Origin of the sequence: Amycolatopsis vancoresmycina (assembly GCF_000716785.1) — a bacterium.
In the GTDB taxonomy this organism is placed as follows: domain Bacteria; phylum Actinomycetota; class Actinomycetes; order Mycobacteriales; family Pseudonocardiaceae; genus Amycolatopsis; species Amycolatopsis vancoresmycina.
Map to the genome: position 1 here is coordinate 37757 of NZ_JNYY01000015.1, position 21940 is coordinate 59696.

A 21940-nucleotide genomic window follows, 5' to 3' on the forward strand; every position below is an offset into this window, starting at 1 on the left:
CTCCTCTTCGGGGTTCAGCCGTCCGATGTGGACACACCGGCGGTGATCAGGTGGGTGGCGGCGAAGGCGCGCCACGGGTGCCAGGCGGCGGCCGGCCGGCCGGCGTCGGGGTCGAGCACCGTTTTCCCGAGCGTGCGCTCGGTGGCCGGGAACGCGTCGGCGTGGCCGAGCCGCAGCGCGATCTCCTGGGCGGTGCCGGGCTCGATGCCCGGCACCGCGGTCAGCGCCGCGGTGCAGCCGGCCAGGCTCGCGCCGGGCTCGAGCAGGGTTTCGTCGGCGGCCACCGCGGCGGCGAACGCGCGCAGCGTCCGCTCGGTCGCCGCGGACAGCCGGGCCCCGCTCAGGTCCGCCCCGGCCAGCATCCGGGCCGACGGGAACAGGTGGGTGAGGCCGTGGCCGAGGCCCGGCACCGGCCGGCCCGCCACCCCGACCAGTGCGGCCAGCTGCCGCCGCACCCGCGGGCGGCCGCTGTCCTGGCCGAGCACGGCCGCCACGGCGATCTCGAAGGGTCCCCAGGCCCCGGGCACGCGCAGGCCGGGCCGCGCGCGCAGCAGGGGGCCGAGCACCGGGTCGGCGGCGAGCCCGGCTTCGGCCGGTGCCGGGTCGGCGTCGACGCCGAACACCCGCCCGGCGCGCTCGACGACGTGGATGAGGCCTTCCCAGAACGGCAGGTGCGCGGTGAGCAGCAGGTGGTCGTCGCCCCCGCGCGTCACCTCGATGACGCCGGCCTCGCCGTCGAGGCTGATCGTGCGGCGGTAGACGCTGTCCCGGACCGACTCCACACCGGGGACCGCCCGCTCGGCCAGGAACGCGCTCAGCGCCTCCCAGTGCAGGGGCGGGGAGAACGGCAGCCGCAGCACCAGCCCGCCGTCCGCGGCGAGCCGGTCGGCCTTGCGGCGCCGGCTGCGCAGCTCGACCGGGGACGCGCGGAAGACGAGCTTCATGTCCCGGTTGAACTGGCGGAGGCTGCCGAACCCGGACGCGAACGCGATGTCGGCGACGGTCAGGTCGGAGTCGTCGAGCAGGCGGCGCGCGAAGTGCGCCCGCCGCGAGCGGGCCAGCCCGTCCGGCGTCACGCCGAGGTGGTCACGGAAGAGCCGGCGCAGGTGCCGGGGCGAAACCGCGAGCCGCGCGCCGAGGACCGCCTCGGTCCCGGAGTCCAGCACCCCGGCGATGATCAGCTGCACCGCGCGGCAGACCAGCTCCGGCGCGCCGGCGGCGACCGGGCCGGCGACGCGGTACGGACGGCAGCGCAGGCAGGCCCGGAACCCCGCCGCCTCGGCCCCGGCGGCCAGCTCGAACGTCTTCACGTTCTCCGCGAGCGGCTTCGCCCCGCAGCCGGGACGGCAGTAGATGCCCGTCGTGACCACGGCCGAGAAAGTCGTCATGTCCCCAGGTGTAGACGATCCGGCCCGGCCGGCGCCAGCCAGATCCGGACATGGTGCGCGCCCGGGGCGAAGACGTGTCCGGACGCGACCGCGCCCGCTCGCATCGAGGAACGCGCCCTCGAGGATCGCGGCCGCCTGGCCGGGTCCGCGGGCAGGCGCGCGCGGACCCGACCGGGGGGTCAGGTGGTCGACAGGGGCAGCAGTTCGTAGCCGACGGTGGAGACCGTTCCGTCCCGGGCGGTGAGCACCGCGGTGCCGACGATGTCTCCGGCGTCGTTGATGCCGGTGGCGCCGCCCAGCCGCACGTTCGCGGTCGGTGCGATCAGCGCGTTGAGCTCGGTTGCGTGGCCGTTGCGGTAGACGAAGCCGTTGCTGATGCCCGACACGTCGGGGAAGACCGCGTCGTCGCCGACGATCACGCCGGCCGTGTTGATCGCCGTGGCGTGGGCCGTGCCCTGGTTGACTCCGCGGGGGACGTTCAGGTCGATCGCCTTGCCGCCGCTGAACAGCACCGCGTGGGAGTCGAGGAGGGAATGGCCGGCGGGCGACGCCGAACCCACCGCCTGGCCGGCGGTGTTGATCGCCAGCGCTTCGCTCCAGGCGCCGCCGTCGAGCTGGCCGAGCGTGCTGAGGTTTCCGTTGGCCCACTCCAGGGCCACCTGGTTGCCGCCGGGCAGGGTGCCCCCCGGGACCGCCGCCTCGCCGACGACCACTCCGGTGCTGTTCTCGCCGAGCGCTTCGGTGTCGTTGGAGCCACTGAGCGACGGCAGGGTGGTCACCGTGGTGCCGTTCCGGACCCACGGCGTGATCGAGGTGCGGCCGCCCTGCCAGCCCACGATCTGCTGAGCGTTGGTGACGCCGAACGCGTCCGCCGATCCGGTGGGGTTCACGCCGAGATCCGAGCCGGCGCTGCCGGGTCCCGGCCAGATCGCCGGGCGGGTGATTTCCTGTGCGCCACCGGGGATCGCCACGTTCTTCTGGTAGTTGCCCACGATCACGCCCTGGTCGTTGATGGACCGCGGCCTGGCGTCCTGGTTGTTCGTGCCGGGGTCGGCCAGGAACAGGGGCGTCGTCGTCCCGGCCTTGAGGACGAAGCCCTCCTCCCGCCCGAAGCGCGCCGCGTCGAGACCGACACCGATGATGTCACCGCGCGCGTTGATCCCCCGGTATTCCAACGTCTCCGCGGCGCCGAGCACGAGCCGGTACTGCGGAACGGCCGCGGCGGCCGCATCCGGCGCGGCCGCGCCGATTCCCGCGATCGCCGCGGCCGCGGCCACCACGGTCACCTGTGAAAGCCTGCGCATCGAAACCCTCCCTCGATAGTGATGTCCCCACGCAATACGCGCCGGGGTTACGCGGGCCGCGCCGCACGAAGCCGGCCGACCTCCTTTCGGCCCTTCTCCGGCGGGTCGCGAGTTGGTTGACTTCTCGCGTGAGGATCTCGGGTGTGCTGCTCACCGTCCTGCTCGCCACCGCCGGCGTCGTCGTTCCCGTCGCCAGGGCCGAGGCGGACCCGCCGTCCTGGACCGGGCCGCTCAGCACCCGCGGCCGGTACATCGTCGACGCGCACGGTGACCGCTTCAAGCTGAAGGCCGCCAACTGGCACGGTGCGAGCGGCACGTGGACCGGCTCCGGCGCTGTCGACGACCCGGCGAACCACCACGCCGGCGAGATCGCCTACCAGACCCCGCTCGGGCTCGACCGCGCGTCGATCGACACCGTCATCGACGGGCTCGCGCAGCTCGGCCTCAACAGCGTCCGGCTGCAGTTCTCCAACGCGATGATCCACGACACCCGGCCCGTCCCGGACCTGGCCGCCAACCCGGGCTTGCACGGCCTGACGCCGCTGCAGGTCTACGACCGCGTCGTCGACCGGCTGACCGCGCGCGGGTTCGCCGTCATCCTCAACAACCACACCACGACCTCGCGCTGGTGCTGCGGGCTCGACGGCAACGAACGCTGGAACACCGCGCAGACCGAGCAGCAGTGGCAGGACGACTGGCTGTTCATGGCGCGCCGCTACGCCGCGAACAAGCGCGTCGTCGGCGCCGACCTGTACAACGAAGTCCGCCGCAACACCTTCGACGACCCCAACTGGGGCTGGGGCAACGGCACCGACTGGCAGCGCGCGAGCCAGCAGGTCGCCGACCGCATCCTCACCGAGGCCAACCGGGACCTGCTGATCTTCGTCGAGGGCATCAACTGGACCGGCCTGCCGATCGACGGCTTCCCGCACGGCCGCCCGACGCTGGAACCGGCCCGGACGCTGTCGCACACGCTCGTGGACTCCGGCAAGCTCGTCTATTCGGCGCACTTCTACGGCTACACCGGGCCCAACCACTCCGGCGCGACCGGCATCGGCGAAACGCACGACCCGCGCTACCGCGACCTCTCGCTCCAGGACCTGCGGGACACTTTGTACCGGCAGGCGTTCTTCGTCTCGGCCGACACCGGCAAGCACTACACCGCGCCGCTGTGGATCAGCGAATTCGGCGAAGGCCGCAACACCACCGACCCGGCGTCGCGCGCGTTCTTCGAGAACTTCGTGAACTACCTGGCCGAGACCGACACGGACTTCGCCTACTGGCCCGCGGTCGGCTTCCAGGCCGGCGGCACCGGCGACGGCTGGGCCCTGCTCGAATACGACCCAGCCGGACGCCGCATCGACGTGCTCGACGGCACGGACTGGCGCGGCCCCGCCTGGCAGCGGCTGATCGCCGCCCCGTCGCGGACCGGGCAGATTCCGTCGGCCGAGCAGTGGTCGATGCTCAACCTGGACTACGCGGACTTCCAGGAGTCACGCCAGGTCCGCGCGCTCCCGGACTGGAATTCCGGCGCCCGCAAGGGCGTCTGCCCCGACGGGCAACGGCTCGCCGGCCTGGCCCACACCGGCAACCGTGGCCTGTGTACCGGGACGCTCGCCGCGCCCACCGGGTACGTGGTCGTGCGCGACGAGACCTACGTCGACACCGACTGGGCGTCCGGCTACACCAAGACGCAGTGCCCGCCCGGCCACGCGGTCGTCGGGTACAGCGTCCAGGGCGCGGCCTTCTCCGCGGTGCTGTGCGGCCGGTCGGCGACCCCGCTGGGCGGCACCGGCCGCACGGTGTGGTTCGACCGCGGCGACAACCGCCCGGCCGGCGACCCCGGCGGCGACTTCGCGACCGGGAACTACAAGGGCCAGTGCGGGCCGGGGGAGTACGTCGCCGGCGTCGCCTACACCGGCCGCATCGGCTCGGGCCGGACGCCGGACGCGTTGCTCTGCCGGTCCGTGCTCTAGCGTCCGGCGGCGGAACAGCGGTCTCCGATGGTCCGGAGCGCGTCGAGGAGCTCCGGTGGGCCGTCGACCTGGAAATCGGCGTCGATGGCGAGGACGGTCGCGGCGAGCAGGTGCGGGGTGTCCGCGCCGACGTGGGCCAGGCAGGTGTGGTCGTCGACGGCTTCCACGGCGATGCTCGGGGGCAGCCAGTCCACCAGTTCGGCCGCCGGCTTGTGCACGAGAACCCGTGCGCGGTAACGGAAGAGTGCGGCGTCGACGCCTCGGGTGACGTAGGCGGCGAGGTCATCTTCGGGCGGCACCCGGGGCATGAAGCGTGGCCCGGTCGGCGTCCGCGGCTGCATCCGGTCGACCCGGAAAGTGCGCCAGCCGGCGCGGTCGAGGTCCCAGCCGACCAGGTACCACCGGCGGCCGAGGTGCACCAGCCGGTGCGGTTCGACCGCACGGCGCTGGTCACTGCCCTCGCGGGCCCGGTAGTCGAAGCGAAGCCGGTGGTGGTCGGAGCAGGCCGCCGCGATCACGGTCAGCACGCCGGGGGCCACGGCCGGGCCGCCGTGCGGCGGGGTGACGGTGGACGTGCGGAGCAGGCCGATTCGGTGGCGCAGCCGGGCGGGCAGGACCTGGTCGAGCTTGGCCAGCGCCCGGGCCGCCGCGTCCTCGATCCCGGCGACCGCGCCGCCGGCCGCGCTGTTCAGGCCGATCGCGACCGCCGTGGCCTCGTCGTCGTCGAGCAGCAACGGGGGCAGCTTCGCGCCGGGCACGAGCCGGTAGCCGCCGGCCACACCCCGCACAGCGTGCACCGGGTAGCCGAGCTCGCGCAGCTTCTCGATGTCGCTGCGCACCGTGCGCGGGCTGACGCCGAGCCGCCCGGCGAGCTCCTGCCCGGTCCACGAGGGCCGGACCTGCAGCAGGGACAGCACCTGCAGCAACCGGGCCGAGACCGTCTTCACATCGGGTCACCCTACCGCTATTGCGGCAGCAATCCTGCCGTTATCGGCGGTGTCCTGGAGGCATGACGCAAACCACTGCCGCCGCGAGCGTCCGTCCGTTCCGGATCGACGTCCCGCAGGCCGACCTCGACGACCTGAACGAGCGGCTGGCCAGGGTCCGCCTCCCGGACGAACTGCCCGATACCGGCTGGGACCTGGGCGTCCCGGCCGGATACCTGGCCGACCTGGCCGCCTACTGGCGCACCGGCTACGACTGGCGCCGGCACGAGGCCGCCCTGAACGAGATCCCGCAGTTCACCACGGAGATCGACGGGCAGAACGTGCACTTCCTGCACGTCCGCTCACCTGAGCCGGACGCGACGCCGATGATCCTCACGCACGGCTGGCCGGGCTCGATCGTCGAGTTCCTCGGCGTGATCGGCCGGCTCAGCAACCCCCGCGCCCACGGCGGCGACCCGGCCGACGCCTTCCACCTGGTCATCCCCTCCGTCCCCGGCTTCGGCTTCTCCGGCCCCACCCGCGAAAGGGGCTGGAACATGACCCGGGTGGCGCTGGCGTGGGCCGAGCTGATGCGCCGCCTCGGCTACGAGCGCTACGCCGCCCAGGGCGGCGACCTGGGCGCGTTGATCAGCCCCGAGCTGGGCCGGGTCGCGCCCGGGGCGGTCATCGGGATCCACGTGAACGCCGCCACCGTCGGCTTCCAGCCGTCCGGTCCGGTGCCCGAAGCGGTGCGGGCCCAGCTCACCGCCGCGGAGCGGCAACGACTGGCCGCCCTCGGCCGGTTCACCGCCGAGGGCACCGGCTACCGGGCGATCCAGTCGACCCGGCCGCAGACCCTCGCCTACGGCCTGACCGATTCCCCGGCCGGCCAGCTCGCCTGGATCATCGAGAAGTTTTAGGAGTGGTCGGACCCCGCGGCCGCGCGGCCCGAGGACGCGGCCGACCGGGACACCCTGCTCACCAACGTGATGATCTACTGGCTGACCGCGACCGCCGGGTCGGCGGCCAGGATCTACTACGAGGGCCGGAAGCACGCCGAAAGCGGGTGGTTCCCCCTCGCGAACTCCGGGGTGCCCACCGCGGTGGCGAACTTCGCCGGCGACACCGCGATCCGGCGCTGGGCCGAAGAAGCCAACACCATCGTCCGCTGGACCGAGTACGACCGCGGCGGGCACTTCGCCGCCCTGGAAGCCCCCGGCCTGCTGACCCACGACATCCGGGAGTTCTTCCGCTCCCGGCGGTGAAAGCGGTCGACGAGCCGGCCGCGCGTTCCGCTGGGTGGACGTGCTGACCGTCCGGGAGCGGGATCCCGAGAATGCCCGCATGACGGGATTGACCGAGGAGACCGCCTACGACTGGACGCGAGCCGCGCAGTGGCGGGCCGGGCAGGCGCGCCTGCCGGGGCTGAGCCGGCGCGGCCTGCTGCGGCTGACGGCGGCCGGCGGTCTCGCGCTGGCCGCGGCCGGGACCGCACCGGGGACGGCGTCAGCCGCGGGCCCGATCGTGAAGCCGCTGCCACCGGAGCTGTTCGAGGTCTACGGAACCAACGCCGAGACGCGCTGGGAAGCCATGCGCGGCCAGGGTTACCTGACACCGGTCGACCGGTTCTTCGTCCGCGACCACACGTCGACGCCGGTGCTGGACGCGGCCACCTGGCGGCTGACGCTGTTCGGCTCCGGGCTGCACCGCGGGCCGGTCGAGTTCACCTACCGGGACCTGCGCGCCCTGCCGTCCGAGACGGTCACCGCGTTCATCGAATGCGCGGGCAACGGCCGGAGTTTCTTCACCAGCCAGCAGGGGCAGACGGTCAGCGGGACGGCGTGGAAGCTCGGCGCGGTCGGGGTCGCACGCTGGCGCGGCGTCCGGCTCGCGACGGTGCTCGCCCGCGCCGGGCTGACCCGCGACGCCGTCGACGTCCTGCCGGAGGGCCTCGATCCGGACTACGTCACGGGCGGAGTGAACCTCGGCAAGGTGCGGCGGCCGCTGCCGGTGGCGAAGGCGCTGGAGGACGTTCTGCTGGCGTACGAGATGAACGGGCAGCCGTTGCCGCCCGACCACGGTTTCCCGGTGCGGCTGGTGGTGCCGTCGTGGGCCGGGATCTCGTCGATCAAGTGGCTGGGCCGGATCGAGGTGTCGGCGGAGCCGCTGGTGTCGCCGTGGAGCACGCAGTACTACCGGCTGCTGGGCCCGGACTACCCGGCCGAGGGCACGCCGGTGACCGAGCAGGTCGTGAAGAGCGCGTTCGAGCTCCCGTGGGGCGCGACGCTGGCGGTGGGGCAGCGCCAGGTGCTGCGCGGCCGCTCCTGGTCCGGCCACGGCCGGATCCGCCGGGTCGAGGTGAGCACGGACGGCGTGACCTGGGAGCGCGCGAAGCCGATCAGCCCGGCGCTGGAGCGCGGCTGGCTGCAGTGGGAGTTCCCGTGGCGGCCCCGGACGGCGGGGGAGTACACACTGCGGGCGCGCGCGACGGACATCACCGGAGTCCGGCAGCCGGAGGTGGCGCCGTACAACACGCAGGGGTACCTGTTCGGTGCGGTCGTCCGGCACCCGGTCACGGTCGCCGCCGGACGATGAAGCGGCTGGTGCGCGCGCTCGCGCGGGCGTTGACCGGCGTGGGCTGGGTGCTGGTGCTGCCGGTGCCGCCGTTCGAGCCCGGGATCGTGGTGCCGGTGCCCCGCCCGGCGGCCGACGTCCCGCGGGTCACCCTCGTGGACGAGCCGAATCCCAGCTGTCGAAGTAGGTGATCTCCTCGACGGCCGGGCGGGCGGCGGGCCGGAAGTCGCGCTGGGTCGTGTAGGCGACGGCGAGCAGGCTGACCTGCGTGACGTCCGCGGGGATGCCGAGCAGCGCGGCTACGTCGGTTTCGTGGTCCTGGAGGTGGTAGCCGCAGATGGAGCTGCCGAGGCCGCGGTCGCGCAGGGCGAGCTGGAAGCTCCAGACGGCGGGGTAGGCGGAGCCGAAGTACGCGGACTGCGAGAACGTGTCGGCCGGCGGGCGGCCGATCATGCAGGGGATGGCCAGGACGGGGACGCGGTCGAGGTTGCGGACGAGGTGCCGGGCGGAGGCGAGCGCGCGTTCTTCGACGAGGTGGCCGTACTTTGCCCAGGCGGCTTCGGCGGTCTCGCGGTTGTACGCGGCGATCCGGGCCTTGGTTTCGGCGTCGCGGACGAGCAGCCAGCGGAACTGCGCGGCCATGCTGCCCGCCGCGGGCGCCTGCTGGGCGATGCGGAGGCAGTCGTCGAGCACGTCCTGGGGCACTTCCCGGTCGAGGTCGAGCTTGCGGCGCACGGATCGGGTGGTGGTGAGCACGGTTTCGGCGTCCATACTTACAGTGTATGCGTACACTGTAAGTATGTCTCTGACTCGCGAGAAAGTCCTCGACACGGCGCTGCGGCTGGCCGACGAGCAGGGCTTGGCGGCGTTGTCGATGCGCAGGGTCGCCGCCGCGGCCGGCGTCGAAGCCATGTCGCTCTACAACCACGTCGAGAACAAGGGCGATCTGCTGGACGGGCTCACTGCCCGGGTCTTCGAAGAGGTGGCGCTGCCGGATCCCGCGTGGCCCTGGTACGGGCGGCTGCGGACGCTGGCCGAGGGGCTGCACGCGAGCTTCACGCGGCACCCGGTCGTCGTGCGGGCGCTGGCCGCGCAGGACGCGAACCCGCGTTCGGCCGGGGCGTTGCGGGTGATCGACGCGCTCCTTCGCGCCCTGCTCGACGCGGGGCTGGACGAGCAGGCCGCGGCGCGTGCTTACCGGTCGCTGCTGGGGATGCTGTTCGGCTCGGTGCTCACCGGCACCGCCGGGACCGGGACCCCGGCGGTGCGGGCCGAACCCGTGGTGGCGTATTTCCGCCGGATGGCCACGGCGGCGGACCTGCCGAGCCTGCACCGCGTCCTGCCCGCGCTGGAAGCGGGCGACTGCGTCCAGGACTTCGGGTACCAGCTCGAGTTGCTGATCGGCGGGCTGCGTCCGGCGTGAGGCATTACCCGGCTTCGAGGGCGTGCGCCGCTTCGGCGACCGTGCGCAGCGTGGCGATCGGGTCGTCGCCGAGGGGGTAGACGCCGACGTGGTCGGCGCCCGCGTCCCGGTGGGCCAGCAGCCGCGCCGCCACGGTGGCCGGGTCGCCGTGGGCGACGAGCGCGTCGATGAGGCGGTCGCTGCCCGCGTCGGCGAGGTCTTCGTCGGTGTAGCCGAGGCGCCGGAGGTTGTTCGCGTAGTTGGTGACGCCCAGCGCGAGCCCCGGTGGTGCGGACCGGGCGACCGCCCGGGCTCGCCCGGCGTCGCGCTCGGCGATGGCGAAGTGCCCGGGGAGCAGCAGTTTGCCCGCCCCGAGGATCGCCCGCGCCTGCCGGGTGTGCTCGGCGGGCACCATGCACGGGACCGATCCCGCCGTGCGGTCGCGGGCCAGGCGCAGCATCTTCGGCCCGAGCGCGGCCACCACCGTCCGGCCGGCCGGGACACCGCCGGCGGCCAGCTTGTCCAAATAGGACAGCAGAGTGTCGTACGGCGACGCGTATTCGGCGTGGACCTCGCGGTGCCCGATGCCGACGCCGAGCAGGAACCGGCCGGGGTGGCGGGCTTCGATCCGGTGGTAGGAGGCCGCGACGGTGCCCGCGTCGGCGGTCCACGCGTTCACCACGCTGGTCCCGACGGCCAGCCGGGTGGTGGCGTCGAGCAGCCGCTCGACGAGGGCGAGGTCGGCGGGCGGCGAGGCGTCCAGCCACAGGGTGCCGTAGCCGGCTCGCTCGACTTCCGCCGCCGCGGCCGGATTCACTTCGTGCTCGCGCAGGTGGGCGCCCAGCAGCCCGAGATCGATGGTCATGTCCCGACTCCAGCACCGCGGCGGGCCGCGAACCAGGGCCAGGGCGCACGCGCAGCGATAACCTGGTGGCATCGTCGCAGGGAGGACCGGTGGAGCTACGGGCATTGCGGTACTTCGTCACGGTCGCCGACGAGCTGCACTTCGGCCGGGCGGCCGATCGGCTGCACATCGCCCAGCCCGCGGTCAGCAGGCAGATCGCCCGGCTGGAACGCGAACTGGGCGTCCGGCTGTTCGACCGATCGCCGCGGCGGGTCCGGCTCACCGCGGCCGGCCTGCGGGTGCTGGACGCGGCGCGGGAGGCGCTGGCCGCGGCCGACCGGGTCCGGGTCTCGGCGAGCCCGCGGGCGGGCGTGATGCGCATCGGCACCGGCACCGGCCAGTTCACCGCCCGGCTGGAACGCGGGATCGACGCGTTGCGCGAGCAGGCACCGGGATTCGACGTCGTGCTCGTCGACCTGCCGCTGCCCGCGCGCCTGAACGCGCTGCGGCAGGGCGAGCTCGACCTGGTGCTGGCGCGCGGGGTGCGGGCGGCGCCCGGGCTGCGGGTCCTGCCGACGTGGACGGAGTCCCTGTTCGCGGTCGTGTCCGTGCGGCACGCCGCCGCCGGTCGCGCGGCCGTCGGGGTGGCGGAACTGGCCGGCGGTCCCTTCCGGACCGCCCAGGACCACGATCCGTCGGTGGTGCGGGAAATCGGCGCCCGGGTGCGGCCGGGACACCGCGCCGGCACCGTGGGGGACACGATCGTCGAGGTCGGCTCCGACCCGCGCAGCTGGACCGTGCTGCCCGCCGATCAGGTCGCCGAGCTGCGCTCCGGCCGGGTGCGCGCCATCCCGCTCGAACCCCGGACGACGGTCACCGGCAGCGTCGTCGTCCCGGACGACCTCCCGTCCTCCTGCGCCACGGCCCACCGGGCGGCCTTCGGTGACTGACGCCGGGCCCCGCCTGATCCTCCCCGCCGAGCGCCTGCGCACGACCTGGTGCGGTCGTCCGGCGCGCCGGCCGCATCGGCTACGGCATCCGGCCGGGCGCTACCGCACCAGCATCGCCGGGGAACTCAGTGGACCTCGTTCAGCTTTCCCGTCGCGACATCGAAGACGAAGCCGCGGACGGAGTCCTTCTTCGGGATGAACGGGCTGCCCTTGATCCGCGCGATCGACTGGCGGACGTCTTCGTCGAGGTCGGAAAAGGCTTCCGCGGCCCAGGCGGGCTTCACGCCGACGTCCTCCTGGATCGACTTCTTGAAGTCGTCGTCGGTGAAGGTGAGCATGCCGCAGTCGGTGTGGTGGATGAGGATGATCTCCTCGGTGCCGAGCAGCCGCTGGCTGATGGCGAGCGAGCGGATCTCGTCTTCGGTGACGACGCCGCCGGCGTTGCGGATGACGTGGGCTTCGCCTTCCTCGAGGCCGAGGACGCCGTAGACGTTGATGCGGGCGTCCATGCAGGCGAGGACGGCGACGTGCTTGGCGGGCGGCAGGGGCAGGGGCCCGGTGAAGCTCGCGGCGTAGCCGGCGTTGTTGGCCAGGAGTTCGTCGGTGACCGACATGGTGGTCCCTTCCACGTGATGGGTTGGTCCGAGTGGACGCGTCCGGGCAGCCGGGTGCAACCGCGCCCACGACCTGGGAAACCCCGTTCCCCGAACGGGTCAACCCAGTTCCAGGTGCTCGCGCAACGTCGTACCTTCGTACTCGGTGCGGTAGACACCGCGGTCCTGCAGCTCGGGTACCAGCCGGTCGACGATGTCGTCGAGGGCGGCGGGGACGAGGTGCGGGCTGATGTTGAACCCGTCCACCGCGCGCGTGCGGACGTAGTGCGCCCATTCGTCCGCGACCTGCCCCGGGGTCCCGATGAAGCCGTGCTGGCGCGGCTGAACCTCCAGGACGAGCTGGTGGATCGACAGCTTCTTCGCCTCGGCCAGCTCGCGCCACCGCTGGATCCGCTCCAGCTTGCCGGTCCGGTCGGCGACCGAGATCGTCCCGCGTGACGGGTCGAGTTCGCCCTCGGCCGGCTCGACGTCCGGCAGCGGGCCGTGCGGGTCGTACGCCGAGAGGTCCTGGCCCCAGTACTGTTCGAGGAACGCCAGCGCCCGCTGCGGGGTGATCTGGCGCCGCCGGATGTCCTCCGCGCGCTCGGCCGCGTCGGCGGGCGTGTCACCGAGGACGACGGTGGCGCCGGGCAGGATCCGGACGGCGTCGGCGGCCCTGCCGTGGCGGGCGAGGCGGGCGCGCAGGTCTTCGGCGTAGGCGAGCGCCTTGTCGTAGGCGGTGTTGGCGGAGAAGACGACGTCGGCGTACTTCGCCGCCAGTTCGCGGCCGCCGGGGGAGTCGCCCGCCTGGAACAGGACCGGACGGCCCTGCGGGCTGGGCGGCACGGTCGGGGCGGCCCGCAGGCTGACCAGGTCGGTGTGCCGGTCCACCAGCTCCTCGCCGGACCACAGCGCCAGTGCGGCTTCGACGAACTGCGCGGCTCGCTCGTACCGGCGCTCGTGGGCCAGCCAGCCGCCGCGGCGGAAGTTGGCGCCGGTCCAGGCGTTGTCGGTGGTGACGATGTTCCAGCCCGCCCGGCCGCCGGACAGGAAGTCCAAAGAGGACAGCCGGCGGGCGAGGTCGGCCGGGAAGTTGTAGGTGGTGTTCTGGGTGGCGACCAGCCCGATGCGGGTGGTGGCGGCGGCCAGCGCGCTCAGCTGGGTGATCGCGTCCGGCCGGCCGGCGACGTCGAGGGCGTGGACCCGGCCGCGGTTCTCCCGCACCCGCAGGCCCTCGCCGAGGAAGAACGCGTCGAACAGGCCGCGCTCGAGGGTGCGTGCGACCGTCACGTAGGTCTCGATCGCGGTGTGGTCGGCGTTCGACGGGTCGTCCCACAGGAACTGCGGGCCGACGCCGGTGTAGAACACGCCGAGGTGCAGCCGCGCGCTCATGCGAACACGCTTTCCGCGCGCGGGAGGCCGAGCGACGCGCGGAGCGTGGCGCCGGGGCGCGGCGGGGCGGACAGGCCCTCCGCGCGCAGGGCGGGCAGCACCTCGCCCGCCAGCACCGGCAGGTCGGCGGCCAGGTCCGCGAGGTGCAGCCGGACCCCGTCGACGCTCGCGGCGAGCCAGCCCAGCAGTTCGGTCAAGCCGAGCGGGGATCCGGTGTAGTGCAGGCGGTCCTCGTGCGTGCGTGGCCCGGCGGCACCGAGCCGGACCTCGACCTCCGCGAAAACCAGGGGAGCGCCCGTTTCCCGCGCCCGCGCGGCGCGGTGGCGGACGTCGTCGAGGCCCGCGCCACCCACGAGCACGACGTCCGGGCGCGCGGCTTCGGCCAGTGTGTCGGCGGCGAGCACCACCGGCCTGCCCTGCGGTGGCCGCGGGGTGATCAGGGGGCCCTTGACCGAGAACCGGGTCCCGGTGAAGTCGACGTGGTGGACCTTGCCCGGGTCGAGGTACCGCCCGGTGGCGACGTCCTTGACCACCGCGTCGTCGTCCCAGGAGTCCCACAGCCGGCGCACGACTTCGACGGACTCGGCGACTTCGTGGTGCAGCGCGTCCGGGGCGAGCCGCGACCCGCCGACGGTGGCCAGGGCCGCGGCCGAGCCGTCGGCGCCGACCACCCAGGCCGCCCGCCCGTGCGAGGCGTGGTCGAGGCTCGCCAGCTGTGCGGCCAGGTGGAACGGCTCGGCCGTGGTGACGTTCGCGGTCGCGGCGAGGCCGAGACGGTCGGTCAGGGTTGCGACGTAGGCCGCGCGGGTGCCCGCGTCGAGCCGCAGCCCGCCGCGCGGCGGCAGCGGCGAGTCGTCGAACGTGGCGAAGGTGAACCCGGCGCGTTCGGCCGTGGTGACGACGCCGGCCAGTGCGCGGGGGGACAGCCGGTCGGGTGCGGCGCCGTCGCCGTCCAGCTCCACGGCGACGTGCAGGCTGCGAGAAGTCATGCCTCCACAGCTATCCGGTGCACGGCCGCGGTGCACGCACGTTCAGGATGTGGACGGTGTCGCCGGGTGACTCGTCCAGGATCTGGAATCCGCGGCCCGCTCGTTGACCGGGCCCGGTCTGCTTCCTAAGGTTCGTCGTGTCAACGGGAAGCGTCCACGCTTTTCTCCCTTTCCCTTTTCCGGAACAGGTATCCTCATGCCCGAATCCGTCTGGGTCGCCCAGTCTGATCCGCGGGTCCGGCCGCTGCTCGCCGACCTGGCCCGCGAGTATTCGTCGCGCTACCACCGCGTGCTCAACGACGTCCACTTCGAACTCCGCGAGTACCCGGCGGAACGGTTCGCCCCACCGCACGGCGGGTTGGTGCTGCTCCTGACGGACGGCATCGCCGTCGCCGGTGGCGCCTTCCAGCGCTACGACGGGGAAACCGCCGAGCTCAAGCGGATCTGGACGCACCCCGCGCACCGCGGCCGCGGCCTCGCCCGCCGGGTCGTCGCCGAACTGGAGGCCGAAGCCGCCGTCCGCGGGTACGCCCGGATCTTCCTCACCACCGGCCCGAACCAGCCCGAGGCGCGCGGGCTCTACCTGGCCACCGGGTACACGCCGCACTTCGACGTCGACGCCGCGCCCCGGACGCGGTTGCCCTTCTCGAAAGCCCTTCCCGCCGCGGTGGGGGCGAGATGACCAGTGATCTCGGGACGCGGCCCGCTGCCGCCGCGACACCGGACGAAGCGCTGAAGATCGTTCCCGCACGCCATCCGCTGACCTGGGTGGCCGCCGCCGTCGTCGCGGTCCTGGTCGCGATGGCCGGCCACGCGCTGGTGACCAACAAGGCGTTCGACTGGCCGACGTTCGCCAAGTTCGTCTTCCAGAAATCGATCTTGGAAGCGGTCGCGCTGACCCTCGAACTGACGCTGTTCGGGGTGGTGGCCGGGTTTCTGCTCGGCACCGTGCTGGCGTTGATGCGGGTATCGCGGAATCCGCTGCTGCGCGCGGTCAGCTGGACCTACACGTGGATCTTCCGATCGGTCCCGCTCATCCTGCAGCTGCTGTTCTGGTACAACCTCGCCATCCTCTACAACGAGCTCTCGTTCGGCATCCCGTTCGGCCCCTCGTTCGTCTCGGTCGGGACGATGAGCCTGATCCCGCCGTTCCTCGCCGCCGGGCTCGGGCTCGCGTTGCACCAGGGCGCCTACGCCGCGGAGATCGTCCGCGCGGGCTTCCTCTCGGTGGACGCGGGGCAGCGCGAGGCGGCCGCGGCGCTGGGTATCCCGGCCGGGCGGCAGTTCCGCCGGATCGTGCTGCCGCAGGCGCTGCGCACCATCGTGCCGACCGCGGCCAACGAGATCGTCGGCCTGCTGAAAGCGACGTCCCAGGTGTACGTCATGGCGTTGCCGGAGTTGTTCTACCAGGTGCAGGTGATCTACACGCGCAGCGGCCGGGTGATCCCGCTGCTGCTGGTGGCCACCGCCTGGTACCTCGCCCTGACCAGCGTGCTGTCGGTCGTGCAGTACTACGTCGAACGCCGGCTGGGGCGCGGGGCATGACCGCCGAGTACACAGTGGACGTTCGCGGGGTCCACAAGAGCTTCGGGGCGCTGACCGTGCTGGACGGCGTCGATCTGCGGGTGCGCCAGGGTGAAGTGACCGTCCTGCTGGGACCGTCGGGGTCCGGGAAGTCGACGCTGCTGCGGCTGATCAACCACCTCGAACGCGCCGACCGCGGCTTCATCAGCGTCGGCGGCGAGCTGATGGGCTACCGCCGGTCCGGGAACCGGCTGCACGAGCTCAAGGAACGCGAGATCCTCAAGCAGCGCACGAAGATCGGCTTCGTCTTCCAGAACTTCAACCTGTTCGGGCACTTGACCGTGCTGGAGAACGTCGTCGAGGCACCGATCTCCGCGCAACGCCGTCCGCGCGCGGAAGCCGAGGCCAAGGCGCGCGAACTGCTCGACCGGGTCGGGCTCGCCGACAAGGCCGGCCAGTACCCGCGGCGACTGTCCGGCGGCCAGCAGCAGCGGGTCGCGATCGCCCGGGCGCTCGCCCTCGAACCCGGCGTCCTGCTCTTCGACGAACCCACGTCGGCGCTCGATCCCGAGCTGGTCGGGGAGGTCCTCGCGGTCATCCGCGACCTGGCGCGGACCGGGACCACGATGATCGTCGTCACCCACGAACTCGGCTTCGCCCGCGAAGTCGCCGACACCGTCGTCTTCCTCGACGCGGGCCGTGTGGTCGAACAGGGCCCGCCCGCCGAGGTGCTCGACAACCCCCGCCACGCCCGCACCCGGGCCTTCGTCGAAAAAGTCCTTTGAGGAGAGTCATGAGACTGAGAACCCTTCTGCTCGCTTCGGTGTTCGCGCTCGCCGCCTGCGGCAGCCCGGAGGCCGCGACGGCCCCGGAGAAGCCCGGCGGCGTCAACATCACCGCCGACCAGCACCGCGTCCGGGCGCAGAAGGTGGACGCGATCGCCGCGCTCGTCCCCGCCGGCATCCGCACCCGCGGCACCCTGGTCGTCGGGACCACCGGCAACGGCACCCCGCCGCTGTCCTTCCGCGCCGACGACGACAAGACGGTCATCGGCGTCGAGCCCGACCTCGCGCAGCTGGTCGCCGACGTCCTCGGCCTCAAGCTCGACCTGCAGGCGTCGTCGTGGGAGAACCTGTTCCTGTCGGTGGAGAACCGGCAGTTCGACGCCGGGTTCTCGAACATCACGGTGACCGAGGAACGCAAGGACAAGTACGACTTCGCCACCTACCGCAAGGACACCATCGCGTTCGAGGTGAAGAAGGAGAAGGACGTCACCGTCAAGGAGCCGAAGGACATCGCCGGGCTCACCGTCGGCGTGGGCGCCGGGACGAACCAGGAGCAGATCCTGCTGCGCTGGGACCAGCAGAACAAGGCGGCCGGGCTGGCGCCGGTGAAGTTCCAGTACTACCAGGTGACCTCCGACTACTACCTGGCCCTGCAGTCCGGCCGCATCGACGCCTACGTCGGCCCGAACCCGACCTCGGCCTACCACGTGGCCGTCGACGGGACGACCAAGATCGTCGGCACCGTCTCCGGTGGCGGCACCATCCCGGCCGACATCGCGGCGATGACGAAGAAGGACGACGGTCTGGTGAAGGCGCTGCAGCAGGCGCTCGACACGGTGATCAAGAACGGGCAGTACGCGGAGGTCCTCAAGCGCTGGAACCTCACCTCGGAGGGACTGCCGGCCTCCGAGGTCAACCCGCGGGGCCTGCCCCGGAAGTGAAGCGGCTCAGCGGCTGATCGCGGCCGCGTAGTCGAACAGCGTCACGCGGTCGGGAAGCTTCGTCTTGGCCATCAGGCTGGAGACGTGCTTCTCGACCGTTTTCGGCGAGATCAGCAGGCGCCGGGCGATGTCGGTGTTGCCGAGCCGGTGCGCGAGGAGCTGGAACACGTCGTACTCGCGCACCGTCACACCGGCGTCGCGCAGCTCGCGGGGGAGCCGGTGCAGGCCGTGCCGCCGCTGCCGCACCGGCTCCCCGGCCCGCCGCAGGAGGGTGCGGCACGCGCCGGCGACCGCCGGGACCGCCCCGTCGTGGAAGTACTCCTCCGCCTGGCGCAGCCACGTCACCGGATCGCCCCAGCCGTCGGCCAGCGCGGCTTCGGCGACCAGGCGCGCACCGAGGTGCCCGGCCATCCGATACGGCAGAGCCGCTTCCCGGGCTTCCTTCGCCGCCACTTCCGCGCGCGCGGTGTCGCCTTGACGGCCGTGGAGCACCGCCTCCGCGAGGGCGGCGAACTGCCGGTTCCAGCGGAAGCCGCTCTCTTCGGCGGACGCCGCGACGGTGAGTTCCGCCGGGCCGGAGTCGTGGGCGAGAACGCCGAGCAGCAGCTCGATTCCGTGCCGTCCCGCCAGCGGTGAGCCGCCGGGTTCGTGGGCTCGCGCCAGCTTCAGATCGCGCCGGGCCCGGTCGTGGTCCTCTTCCAGCAGGGCGCAGAACGCCTGGCCCAGGCCGAGGCACAGGGCGAGGTCCGGGTGCCGGTCGCCGTCCGCGGCGCGGAAGGCGGTGATCGCCGCGGCCAGGCCGGCCCGGTCGGCCTGGTGCGCCGCGGAGACCGCGCGGACGACGTGCGTTCGCCCGGCCGCGGCGCCCAGGTGGTGCTGCGCCGTCAGGTCCGCCAGGCGCTGCCCGGCGGCGCGGTAGTCCCCGCCGAGCACGGGCCCGTGCAGGATCGCGTCGGCTTCGGCCGCGTGCGCCGCCGCCACCGCGCCGCCGCGCGCCGCCTGCGCGCGGGCCAGTTCCAGGTCGCCGGTGTCGCCGTTCGCCAGCGCCGCGTGCTCACCCAGCCGCCGCAGCACGTGCGTGCGCCACAACGGGAGCCGGTGGGTTTCGGTGAGCTGCCGCGCCCGTTCGAGGTGGTCGCGGGCCACCGCCGGGTGCTCGGCGAGGGCGCTCAGCCCCAGCAGCGCCTGGACGGCGACGGCCGGGTCGTCGTGCCGCTCGGCCTGCTCCAGCGCGGCCGCGGCGAGCCGCCCGGCTTCTCCCGGGCGGCCGGAACGCGGTGCTTCGAGGAGCAGGTGCGCGTGGACGGCGTCGACCGCGGCGCGGTGCCGATCGCCGCCGGCGGGGCCGAGCCGGGCGCGCGCCGCGGTCACCTGGGCGAGCCCGTCGCCGGTCCGGCCGGCCAGGTGCGCCGCCCAGGCCAGCCGCGCGTGCAGCGCCGGAGCCCGGTCGAACAGCCCGATCTCGGAAAACCGGTTCGCCAGTGCGAACGCGCGGCCGGTCTGCCCGGTCTCGCCGAGCGCGTGCACCAGCGATTCCAGGACGGCGCCCCGCAACGGCAGGTCGGGGCTCTCCACCAGCAGCGCATCGGCCTGGTCCAGCAGGCCGACCGCGGCCGCGGCGCTCCCCGCCGCCAGTGCCCGGTGCCCGGCGTCGGCGAACAACCGCCCGGCCGCGGCCCGGTCACCCGCGAGCTGCCGCAGCCGCGCGGCCCGCGTGCACCAGTCGCCGGGCAGGCCGGGGTGCAGCAGCTCCGCCGCGTCGGCCGCGACCCGGGCGAGCTCGGCGCGCCGGGTGGGACCCAGCTGGGTGAGCACCGCTTCGGCCGTGAGCGGGTGTTCGAAGACGTACCAGCCGGCCGCGGCCGGGTCCGGCTTGACGAGCCGGGCCTCGACGGCGGAGTCGAGGAACACCGCCACGGTGCGGTCGTCGGCACCGATGGTCCGCTGCACCACCGGAGCGGGGAACCGGGTGCCGAGGACCGCCGCCGCGGCCAGCAGATCCGCCCCGGCCGGCCCGAGCTTGCCCAGCCGTGCGGCGATGCTGGTGATCAGCGCGGCCGGCACGGTGCCCGCCGGCCGGTCCGCCAGGTGCCAGCCGCCGGGGCCGTCGGCCAGCACGCCGTCCTGGACCAGCTCGTGCAGCAGTTCCTCGACGAGGAACGGGATTCCCGAGCTGAGCTGCCACAGGTGGGCGGCCGTGGCGGGCGGCACGTGCTCGCGGTCCGTGCCGAGGCACGCCGCGACCATCTCGTGGACGTCGGCGCGGCCCAGCCGGCGCAGTGTCCGAAGTGCACAGACCCCCTGCCGGGCGGCGGACCGGGCGATGTCGTGGGCGGCGGAGGCGCCGTCGCGGATCGTGCCGACCAGCAGCACCCGGGCCGAACCCACGTTGCTGACCAGGTACTCCAGCAGGAACAGCGTTTCGGCGTCGGTGTCGTGCAGGTCGTCGAGCACGAGCACGCAGCCGCCGGCCCGGCCCACCACGGTGAGCAGGCGCAGTACGGCTTCGGCGACCACGAGCAGCGGCGGCGCCAGGTCGGCCGCCGGCCCGCTTCGCCAGTCGGGCACCAGCACGCCCAGCGCCGGCAGGTACGGGCCGAGGTCGCCGACATCGATCGGTTCGGCGTCCCTCGTCAGCGAAAACAGCGCTTCGGCCAGCGGCCGGAACGGCACCACCGGGCCGATGGCACTCCCGCTGCCGCGCAGCACCCGGGCACCCCGGGCGGCGGCCCGGGTGGCCAGCTCCCGCGCGAGGCGGGACTTCCCGATCCCGCTTTCGCCGACGAGGAAGACGGCACCGCCGTGCCCGGCCAGCGCGTTGTCGAGCGCCTTGGCCGATTCGCGCAGCTCGGGATCGCGGCCGAAGACTCCGGGCGAGCGGATCAGCATGCCGGTATTGCGCCGCGCTCATCGGAACAATCGTATTCACGCATCGAATCGACCCCCAGGTCTCCGGCCCGCCGTGCGGGCACACCATTGGATACCCGATCGCCGTGCCGTGGCCAAGCGGGACCGGATGCTGGAATTTCCGGTGGTGGGGCGGTTCCCCCACATTTCCGGTTCGGGCGGCGGGGTTTCGGGAGAAGGCGGATCGTCCGTTCGGGGGTTGACAGGACGGCGGGACTGCCGGGGCGCCGGAAGCTCCGTGATCCAGGCCGCACTGTGGTCCGGTCCACCGGTCCGGCCGCACGATCCGCCCTGTTCGCCGGGAATCCGCGGCCGGGCGCGGCCGCCGCCGGGAATTCGGGGGCGCGGCCCCCATGGCGCGGCGCCGCCCGCCATGGGCAGACTGGCGACGCCGCGGCTGGGGTGAAGTGACCGGGGCACTGGGGTGGCACGACGGATCAGGCGCGGAGGAAACAGCCTGGTCCCGTTCCGGGTGGGCGCCTGCCCTTCCGTGGGGAAGATCGGACATTTCGTTCTCGGGCAGGACAGCTCCTGCCCGTGGTAACGCCCATGCCGCGCACGGCAGAATGCGGGGAAACAATTGAGTACGAACGAAATCGCCCGGGTCGGCGTGGTCGGCTCCGGCACGATGGGCGCGGGGATCGCCGAGCTCTGCGCGACGAGGGGGCTCGACGTCCGGCTGGCGGTGTCCCGGGAGTCGTCCCTGACCTCGGCTCCGCGGAAGATCGCGGCGTCGCTCGGCCGCCGCGTCGACAAGGGGAAGCTGACGCCGGCCGAGCGCGACGCCGCGCTCGCCCGGATCACGGTGCGCACGGACCTCGCCGAGCTCGCCGACCGGGACCTGATCATCGAGGCGGTCCCCGAGGACGAGCAGCTGAAGCTCGGCCTCCTCGCCACCCTCGACAAGGTCGCCGGCGACGACACGGTCCTGGCCAGCACCACGTCGGCGATCGCGATCACGCGGCTCGCCGCGGCCACCGCGCGGCCGGAGCGGGTGATCGGCCTGCATTTCTTCAACCCCGCCCCGGCCATGCGGCTCGTCGAGGTCGTTCCGGCGCTGCCGACGGCCGCCGAGGTGACCGAGCGGGTCACCGCCTTCGCCGAGCACACCCTCGACCGGGAGGCGGTCGTCGTCGCCGACCAGAGCGGCTTCGTCGTCAACGCCCTGCTGATCCCGTACCTCCTCGCCGCGATCCGCATGGTCGGCACGGGCTACTGCCCGGCCGAAGACGTCGACCGGGCGATGGAACTCGGCTGCGCGCACCCGATGGGACCGCTGCGGCTGGCCGACCTGATCGGCCTCGATGTCGTCGCCGCGATCGCGGCCGCGCTGCACGAGGAGTTCAAGCAGCCGCTCTACGCCGCCCCGCCGTCGCTTTCGCGGCTGGTCGAGGCCGGCCACCTCGGCCGCAAGACCGGCCGCGGCTTCCACACCTACTGAACCG

Annotated in this window: 19 protein-coding genes and 1 pseudogene; 11 read left to right on the forward strand and 9 right to left on the reverse strand. The window is 73.3% G+C overall.

Annotation, left to right across the window (positions count from 1 at the left end; translation table 11 throughout):
- Positions 1–14: 14 nt before the first annotated feature.
- Positions 15–1388, reverse strand: a complete 1374-nt coding sequence (locus OO60_RS31420; protein WP_033262692.1) for an AlkA N-terminal domain-containing protein — start codon at positions 1386–1388, stop codon at positions 15–17.
- A 179-nt stretch (positions 1389–1567) separates the two neighbouring features.
- Complete coding sequence (locus OO60_RS31425; protein ID WP_004560673.1) at positions 1568–2692, reverse strand: hypothetical protein; 1125 nt, start codon at positions 2690–2692, stop codon at positions 1568–1570.
- A gap of 128 nt (positions 2693–2820) precedes the next feature.
- On the opposite strand from OO60_RS31425, the gene OO60_RS31430 reads away from it, so the two are divergent.
- Entirely contained in the window at positions 2821–4668 is a 1848-nt protein-coding gene (locus OO60_RS31430) for a glycoside hydrolase family 5 protein (protein ID WP_033262693.1), read from the forward strand.
- Here OO60_RS31430 and OO60_RS31435 read toward each other — a convergent pair.
- Positions 4665–5615 (reverse strand): helix-turn-helix transcriptional regulator, encoded by a 951-nt coding sequence (locus tag OO60_RS31435; RefSeq protein WP_004560675.1) that lies wholly within the window; start codon positions 5613–5615, stop codon positions 4665–4667. The two genes, OO60_RS31430 and OO60_RS31435, sit on opposite strands and share 4 nt — an antisense overlap.
- Positions 5616–5677: 62 nt before the next feature.
- On the opposite strand from OO60_RS31435, the pseudogene OO60_RS44715 reads away from it, so the two are divergent.
- The 3 genes and pseudogenes from OO60_RS44715 (at position 5678) to OO60_RS46645 (ending at position 8359) form a co-directional block, all read left to right on the forward strand.
- Positions 5678–6859: pseudogene (locus OO60_RS44715) on the forward strand (epoxide hydrolase family protein).
- Between the two features lie 79 nt (positions 6860–6938).
- Positions 6939–8189, forward strand: a complete 1251-nt coding sequence (locus OO60_RS31445) for a sulfite oxidase (RefSeq protein ID WP_033262724.1) — start codon at positions 6939–6941, stop codon at positions 8187–8189.
- Complete coding sequence (locus tag OO60_RS46645; RefSeq protein WP_155848993.1) at positions 8186–8359, forward strand: hypothetical protein; 174 nt, start codon at positions 8186–8188, stop codon at positions 8357–8359. The genes OO60_RS31445 and OO60_RS46645 overlap by 4 nt, the downstream gene beginning before the upstream one ends.
- Here the strand turns inward: OO60_RS46645 and OO60_RS31450 are convergent.
- On the reverse strand, positions 8316–8939 hold the full coding sequence (locus tag OO60_RS31450; protein WP_004558519.1) for a nitroreductase family protein: 624 nt from the start codon (positions 8937–8939) through the stop codon (positions 8316–8318). The genes OO60_RS46645 and OO60_RS31450 overlap by 44 nt on opposite strands.
- A gap of 28 nt (positions 8940–8967) precedes the next feature.
- Between OO60_RS31450 and OO60_RS31455 the strand changes: the two genes are divergently transcribed.
- Complete coding sequence (locus OO60_RS31455; protein ID WP_004558518.1) at positions 8968–9591, forward strand: TetR/AcrR family transcriptional regulator; 624 nt, start codon at positions 8968–8970, stop codon at positions 9589–9591.
- A gap of 4 nt (positions 9592–9595) precedes the next feature.
- Here OO60_RS31455 and OO60_RS31460 read toward each other — a convergent pair whose 3' ends face one another.
- Entirely contained in the window at positions 9596–10435 is an 840-nt protein-coding gene (locus tag OO60_RS31460; protein WP_004558517.1) for a TIGR03620 family F420-dependent LLM class oxidoreductase, read from the reverse strand.
- 89 nt (positions 10436–10524) lie between these two features.
- Between OO60_RS31460 and OO60_RS31465 the strand changes: the two genes are divergently transcribed.
- On the forward strand, positions 10525–11364 hold the full coding sequence (locus OO60_RS31465; RefSeq protein WP_033262694.1) for a LysR family transcriptional regulator: 840 nt from the start codon (positions 10525–10527) through the stop codon (positions 11362–11364).
- A gap of 125 nt (positions 11365–11489) precedes the next feature.
- On the opposite strand, the gene OO60_RS31470 is transcribed toward OO60_RS31465, so the two are convergent.
- The 3 genes from OO60_RS31470 to OO60_RS31480 form a co-directional block, all read right to left on the reverse strand.
- The gene (locus OO60_RS31470; protein ID WP_004558515.1) at positions 11490–11978 is read right to left on the reverse strand and encodes a beta-class carbonic anhydrase; all 489 of its coding nucleotides are present in this window, start codon (positions 11976–11978) and stop codon (positions 11490–11492) included.
- A 99-nt stretch (positions 11979–12077) separates the two neighbouring features.
- On the reverse strand, positions 12078–13349 hold the full coding sequence (locus OO60_RS31475) for an LLM class flavin-dependent oxidoreductase (protein WP_033262695.1): 1272 nt from the start codon (positions 13347–13349) through the stop codon (positions 12078–12080).
- Positions 13346–14338 (reverse strand): LLM class flavin-dependent oxidoreductase, encoded by a 993-nt coding sequence (locus tag OO60_RS31480; protein ID WP_033262696.1) that lies wholly within the window; start codon positions 14336–14338, stop codon positions 13346–13348. Before OO60_RS31480 ends, OO60_RS31475 begins: the two co-directional genes overlap by 4 nt.
- Before the next feature lie 196 nt (positions 14339–14534).
- Here OO60_RS31480 and OO60_RS31485 point away from each other — a divergent pair, with 196 nt between their 5' ends.
- From OO60_RS31485 to OO60_RS31500, 4 genes are read left to right on the forward strand one after another with little or no spacing between them, the layout of a single operon-like run.
- Positions 14535–15020, forward strand: a complete 486-nt coding sequence (locus OO60_RS31485) for a GNAT family N-acetyltransferase (protein WP_003080364.1) — start codon at positions 14535–14537, stop codon at positions 15018–15020.
- A complete protein-coding gene (locus OO60_RS31490) occupies positions 15017–15883 on the forward strand; it encodes an amino acid ABC transporter permease (RefSeq protein ID WP_003080366.1) in 867 nt (288 codons plus the stop codon). The genes OO60_RS31485 and OO60_RS31490 overlap by 4 nt, the downstream gene beginning before the upstream one ends.
- Entirely contained in the window at positions 15880–16647 is a 768-nt protein-coding gene (locus OO60_RS31495; RefSeq protein ID WP_033262697.1) for an amino acid ABC transporter ATP-binding protein, read from the forward strand. Before OO60_RS31490 ends, OO60_RS31495 begins: the two co-directional genes overlap by 4 nt.
- 8 nt (positions 16648–16655) lie before the next feature.
- Complete coding sequence (locus OO60_RS31500) at positions 16656–17588, forward strand: ABC transporter substrate-binding protein (protein ID WP_003080372.1); 933 nt, start codon at positions 16656–16658, stop codon at positions 17586–17588.
- Between the two features lie 6 nt (positions 17589–17594).
- Here OO60_RS31500 and OO60_RS31505 read toward each other — a convergent pair whose 3' ends face one another.
- Complete coding sequence (locus OO60_RS31505; protein WP_033262698.1) at positions 17595–20477, reverse strand: ATP-binding protein; 2883 nt, start codon at positions 20475–20477, stop codon at positions 17595–17597.
- A gap of 598 nt (positions 20478–21075) precedes the next feature.
- Between OO60_RS31505 and OO60_RS31510 the strand changes: the two genes are divergently transcribed.
- Entirely contained in the window at positions 21076–21936 is an 861-nt protein-coding gene (locus tag OO60_RS31510) for a 3-hydroxybutyryl-CoA dehydrogenase (protein WP_004559470.1), read from the forward strand.
- Positions 21937–21940: the final 4 nt, after the last annotated feature.

What these genes read in the sequence shown, in the direction of transcription:
- OO60_RS31420 (WP_033262692.1), bottom strand. Translation starts at nt 1,388, where the DNA reads ATGACGACTTTCTCGGCCGTGGTCACGACGGGCATCTACTGCCGTCCC.
- OO60_RS31425 (WP_004560673.1), bottom strand. Translation starts at nt 2,692, where the DNA reads ATGCGCAGGCTTTCACAGGTGACCGTGGTGGCCGCGGCCGCGGCGATC.
- OO60_RS31445 (WP_033262724.1), top strand. Translation starts at nt 6,939, where the DNA reads ATGACGGGATTGACCGAGGAGACCGCCTACGACTGGACGCGAGCCGCG.
- OO60_RS46645 (WP_155848993.1), top strand. Translation starts at nt 8,186, where the DNA reads ATGAAGCGGCTGGTGCGCGCGCTCGCGCGGGCGTTGACCGGCGTGGGC.
- OO60_RS31450 (WP_004558519.1), bottom strand. Translation starts at nt 8,939, where the DNA reads ATGGACGCCGAAACCGTGCTCACCACCACCCGATCCGTGCGCCGCAAG.
- OO60_RS31455 (WP_004558518.1), top strand. Translation starts at nt 8,968, where the DNA reads ATGTCTCTGACTCGCGAGAAAGTCCTCGACACGGCGCTGCGGCTGGCC.
- OO60_RS31460 (WP_004558517.1), bottom strand. Translation starts at nt 10,435, where the DNA reads ATGACCATCGATCTCGGGCTGCTGGGCGCCCACCTGCGCGAGCACGAA.
- OO60_RS31470 (WP_004558515.1), bottom strand. Translation starts at nt 11,978, where the DNA reads ATGTCGGTCACCGACGAACTCCTGGCCAACAACGCCGGCTACGCCGCG.
- OO60_RS31475 (WP_033262695.1), bottom strand. Translation starts at nt 13,349, where the DNA reads ATGAGCGCGCGGCTGCACCTCGGCGTGTTCTACACCGGCGTCGGCCCG.
- OO60_RS31480 (WP_033262696.1), bottom strand. Translation starts at nt 14,338, where the DNA reads ATGACTTCTCGCAGCCTGCACGTCGCCGTGGAGCTGGACGGCGACGGC.
- OO60_RS31485 (WP_003080364.1), top strand. Translation starts at nt 14,535, where the DNA reads ATGCCCGAATCCGTCTGGGTCGCCCAGTCTGATCCGCGGGTCCGGCCG.
- OO60_RS31490 (WP_003080366.1), top strand. Translation starts at nt 15,017, where the DNA reads ATGACCAGTGATCTCGGGACGCGGCCCGCTGCCGCCGCGACACCGGAC.
- OO60_RS31495 (WP_033262697.1), top strand. Translation starts at nt 15,880, where the DNA reads ATGACCGCCGAGTACACAGTGGACGTTCGCGGGGTCCACAAGAGCTTC.
- OO60_RS31500 (WP_003080372.1), top strand. Translation starts at nt 16,656, where the DNA reads ATGAGACTGAGAACCCTTCTGCTCGCTTCGGTGTTCGCGCTCGCCGCC.
- OO60_RS31505 (WP_033262698.1), bottom strand. Translation starts at nt 20,477, where the DNA reads ATGCTGATCCGCTCGCCCGGAGTCTTCGGCCGCGATCCCGAGCTGCGC.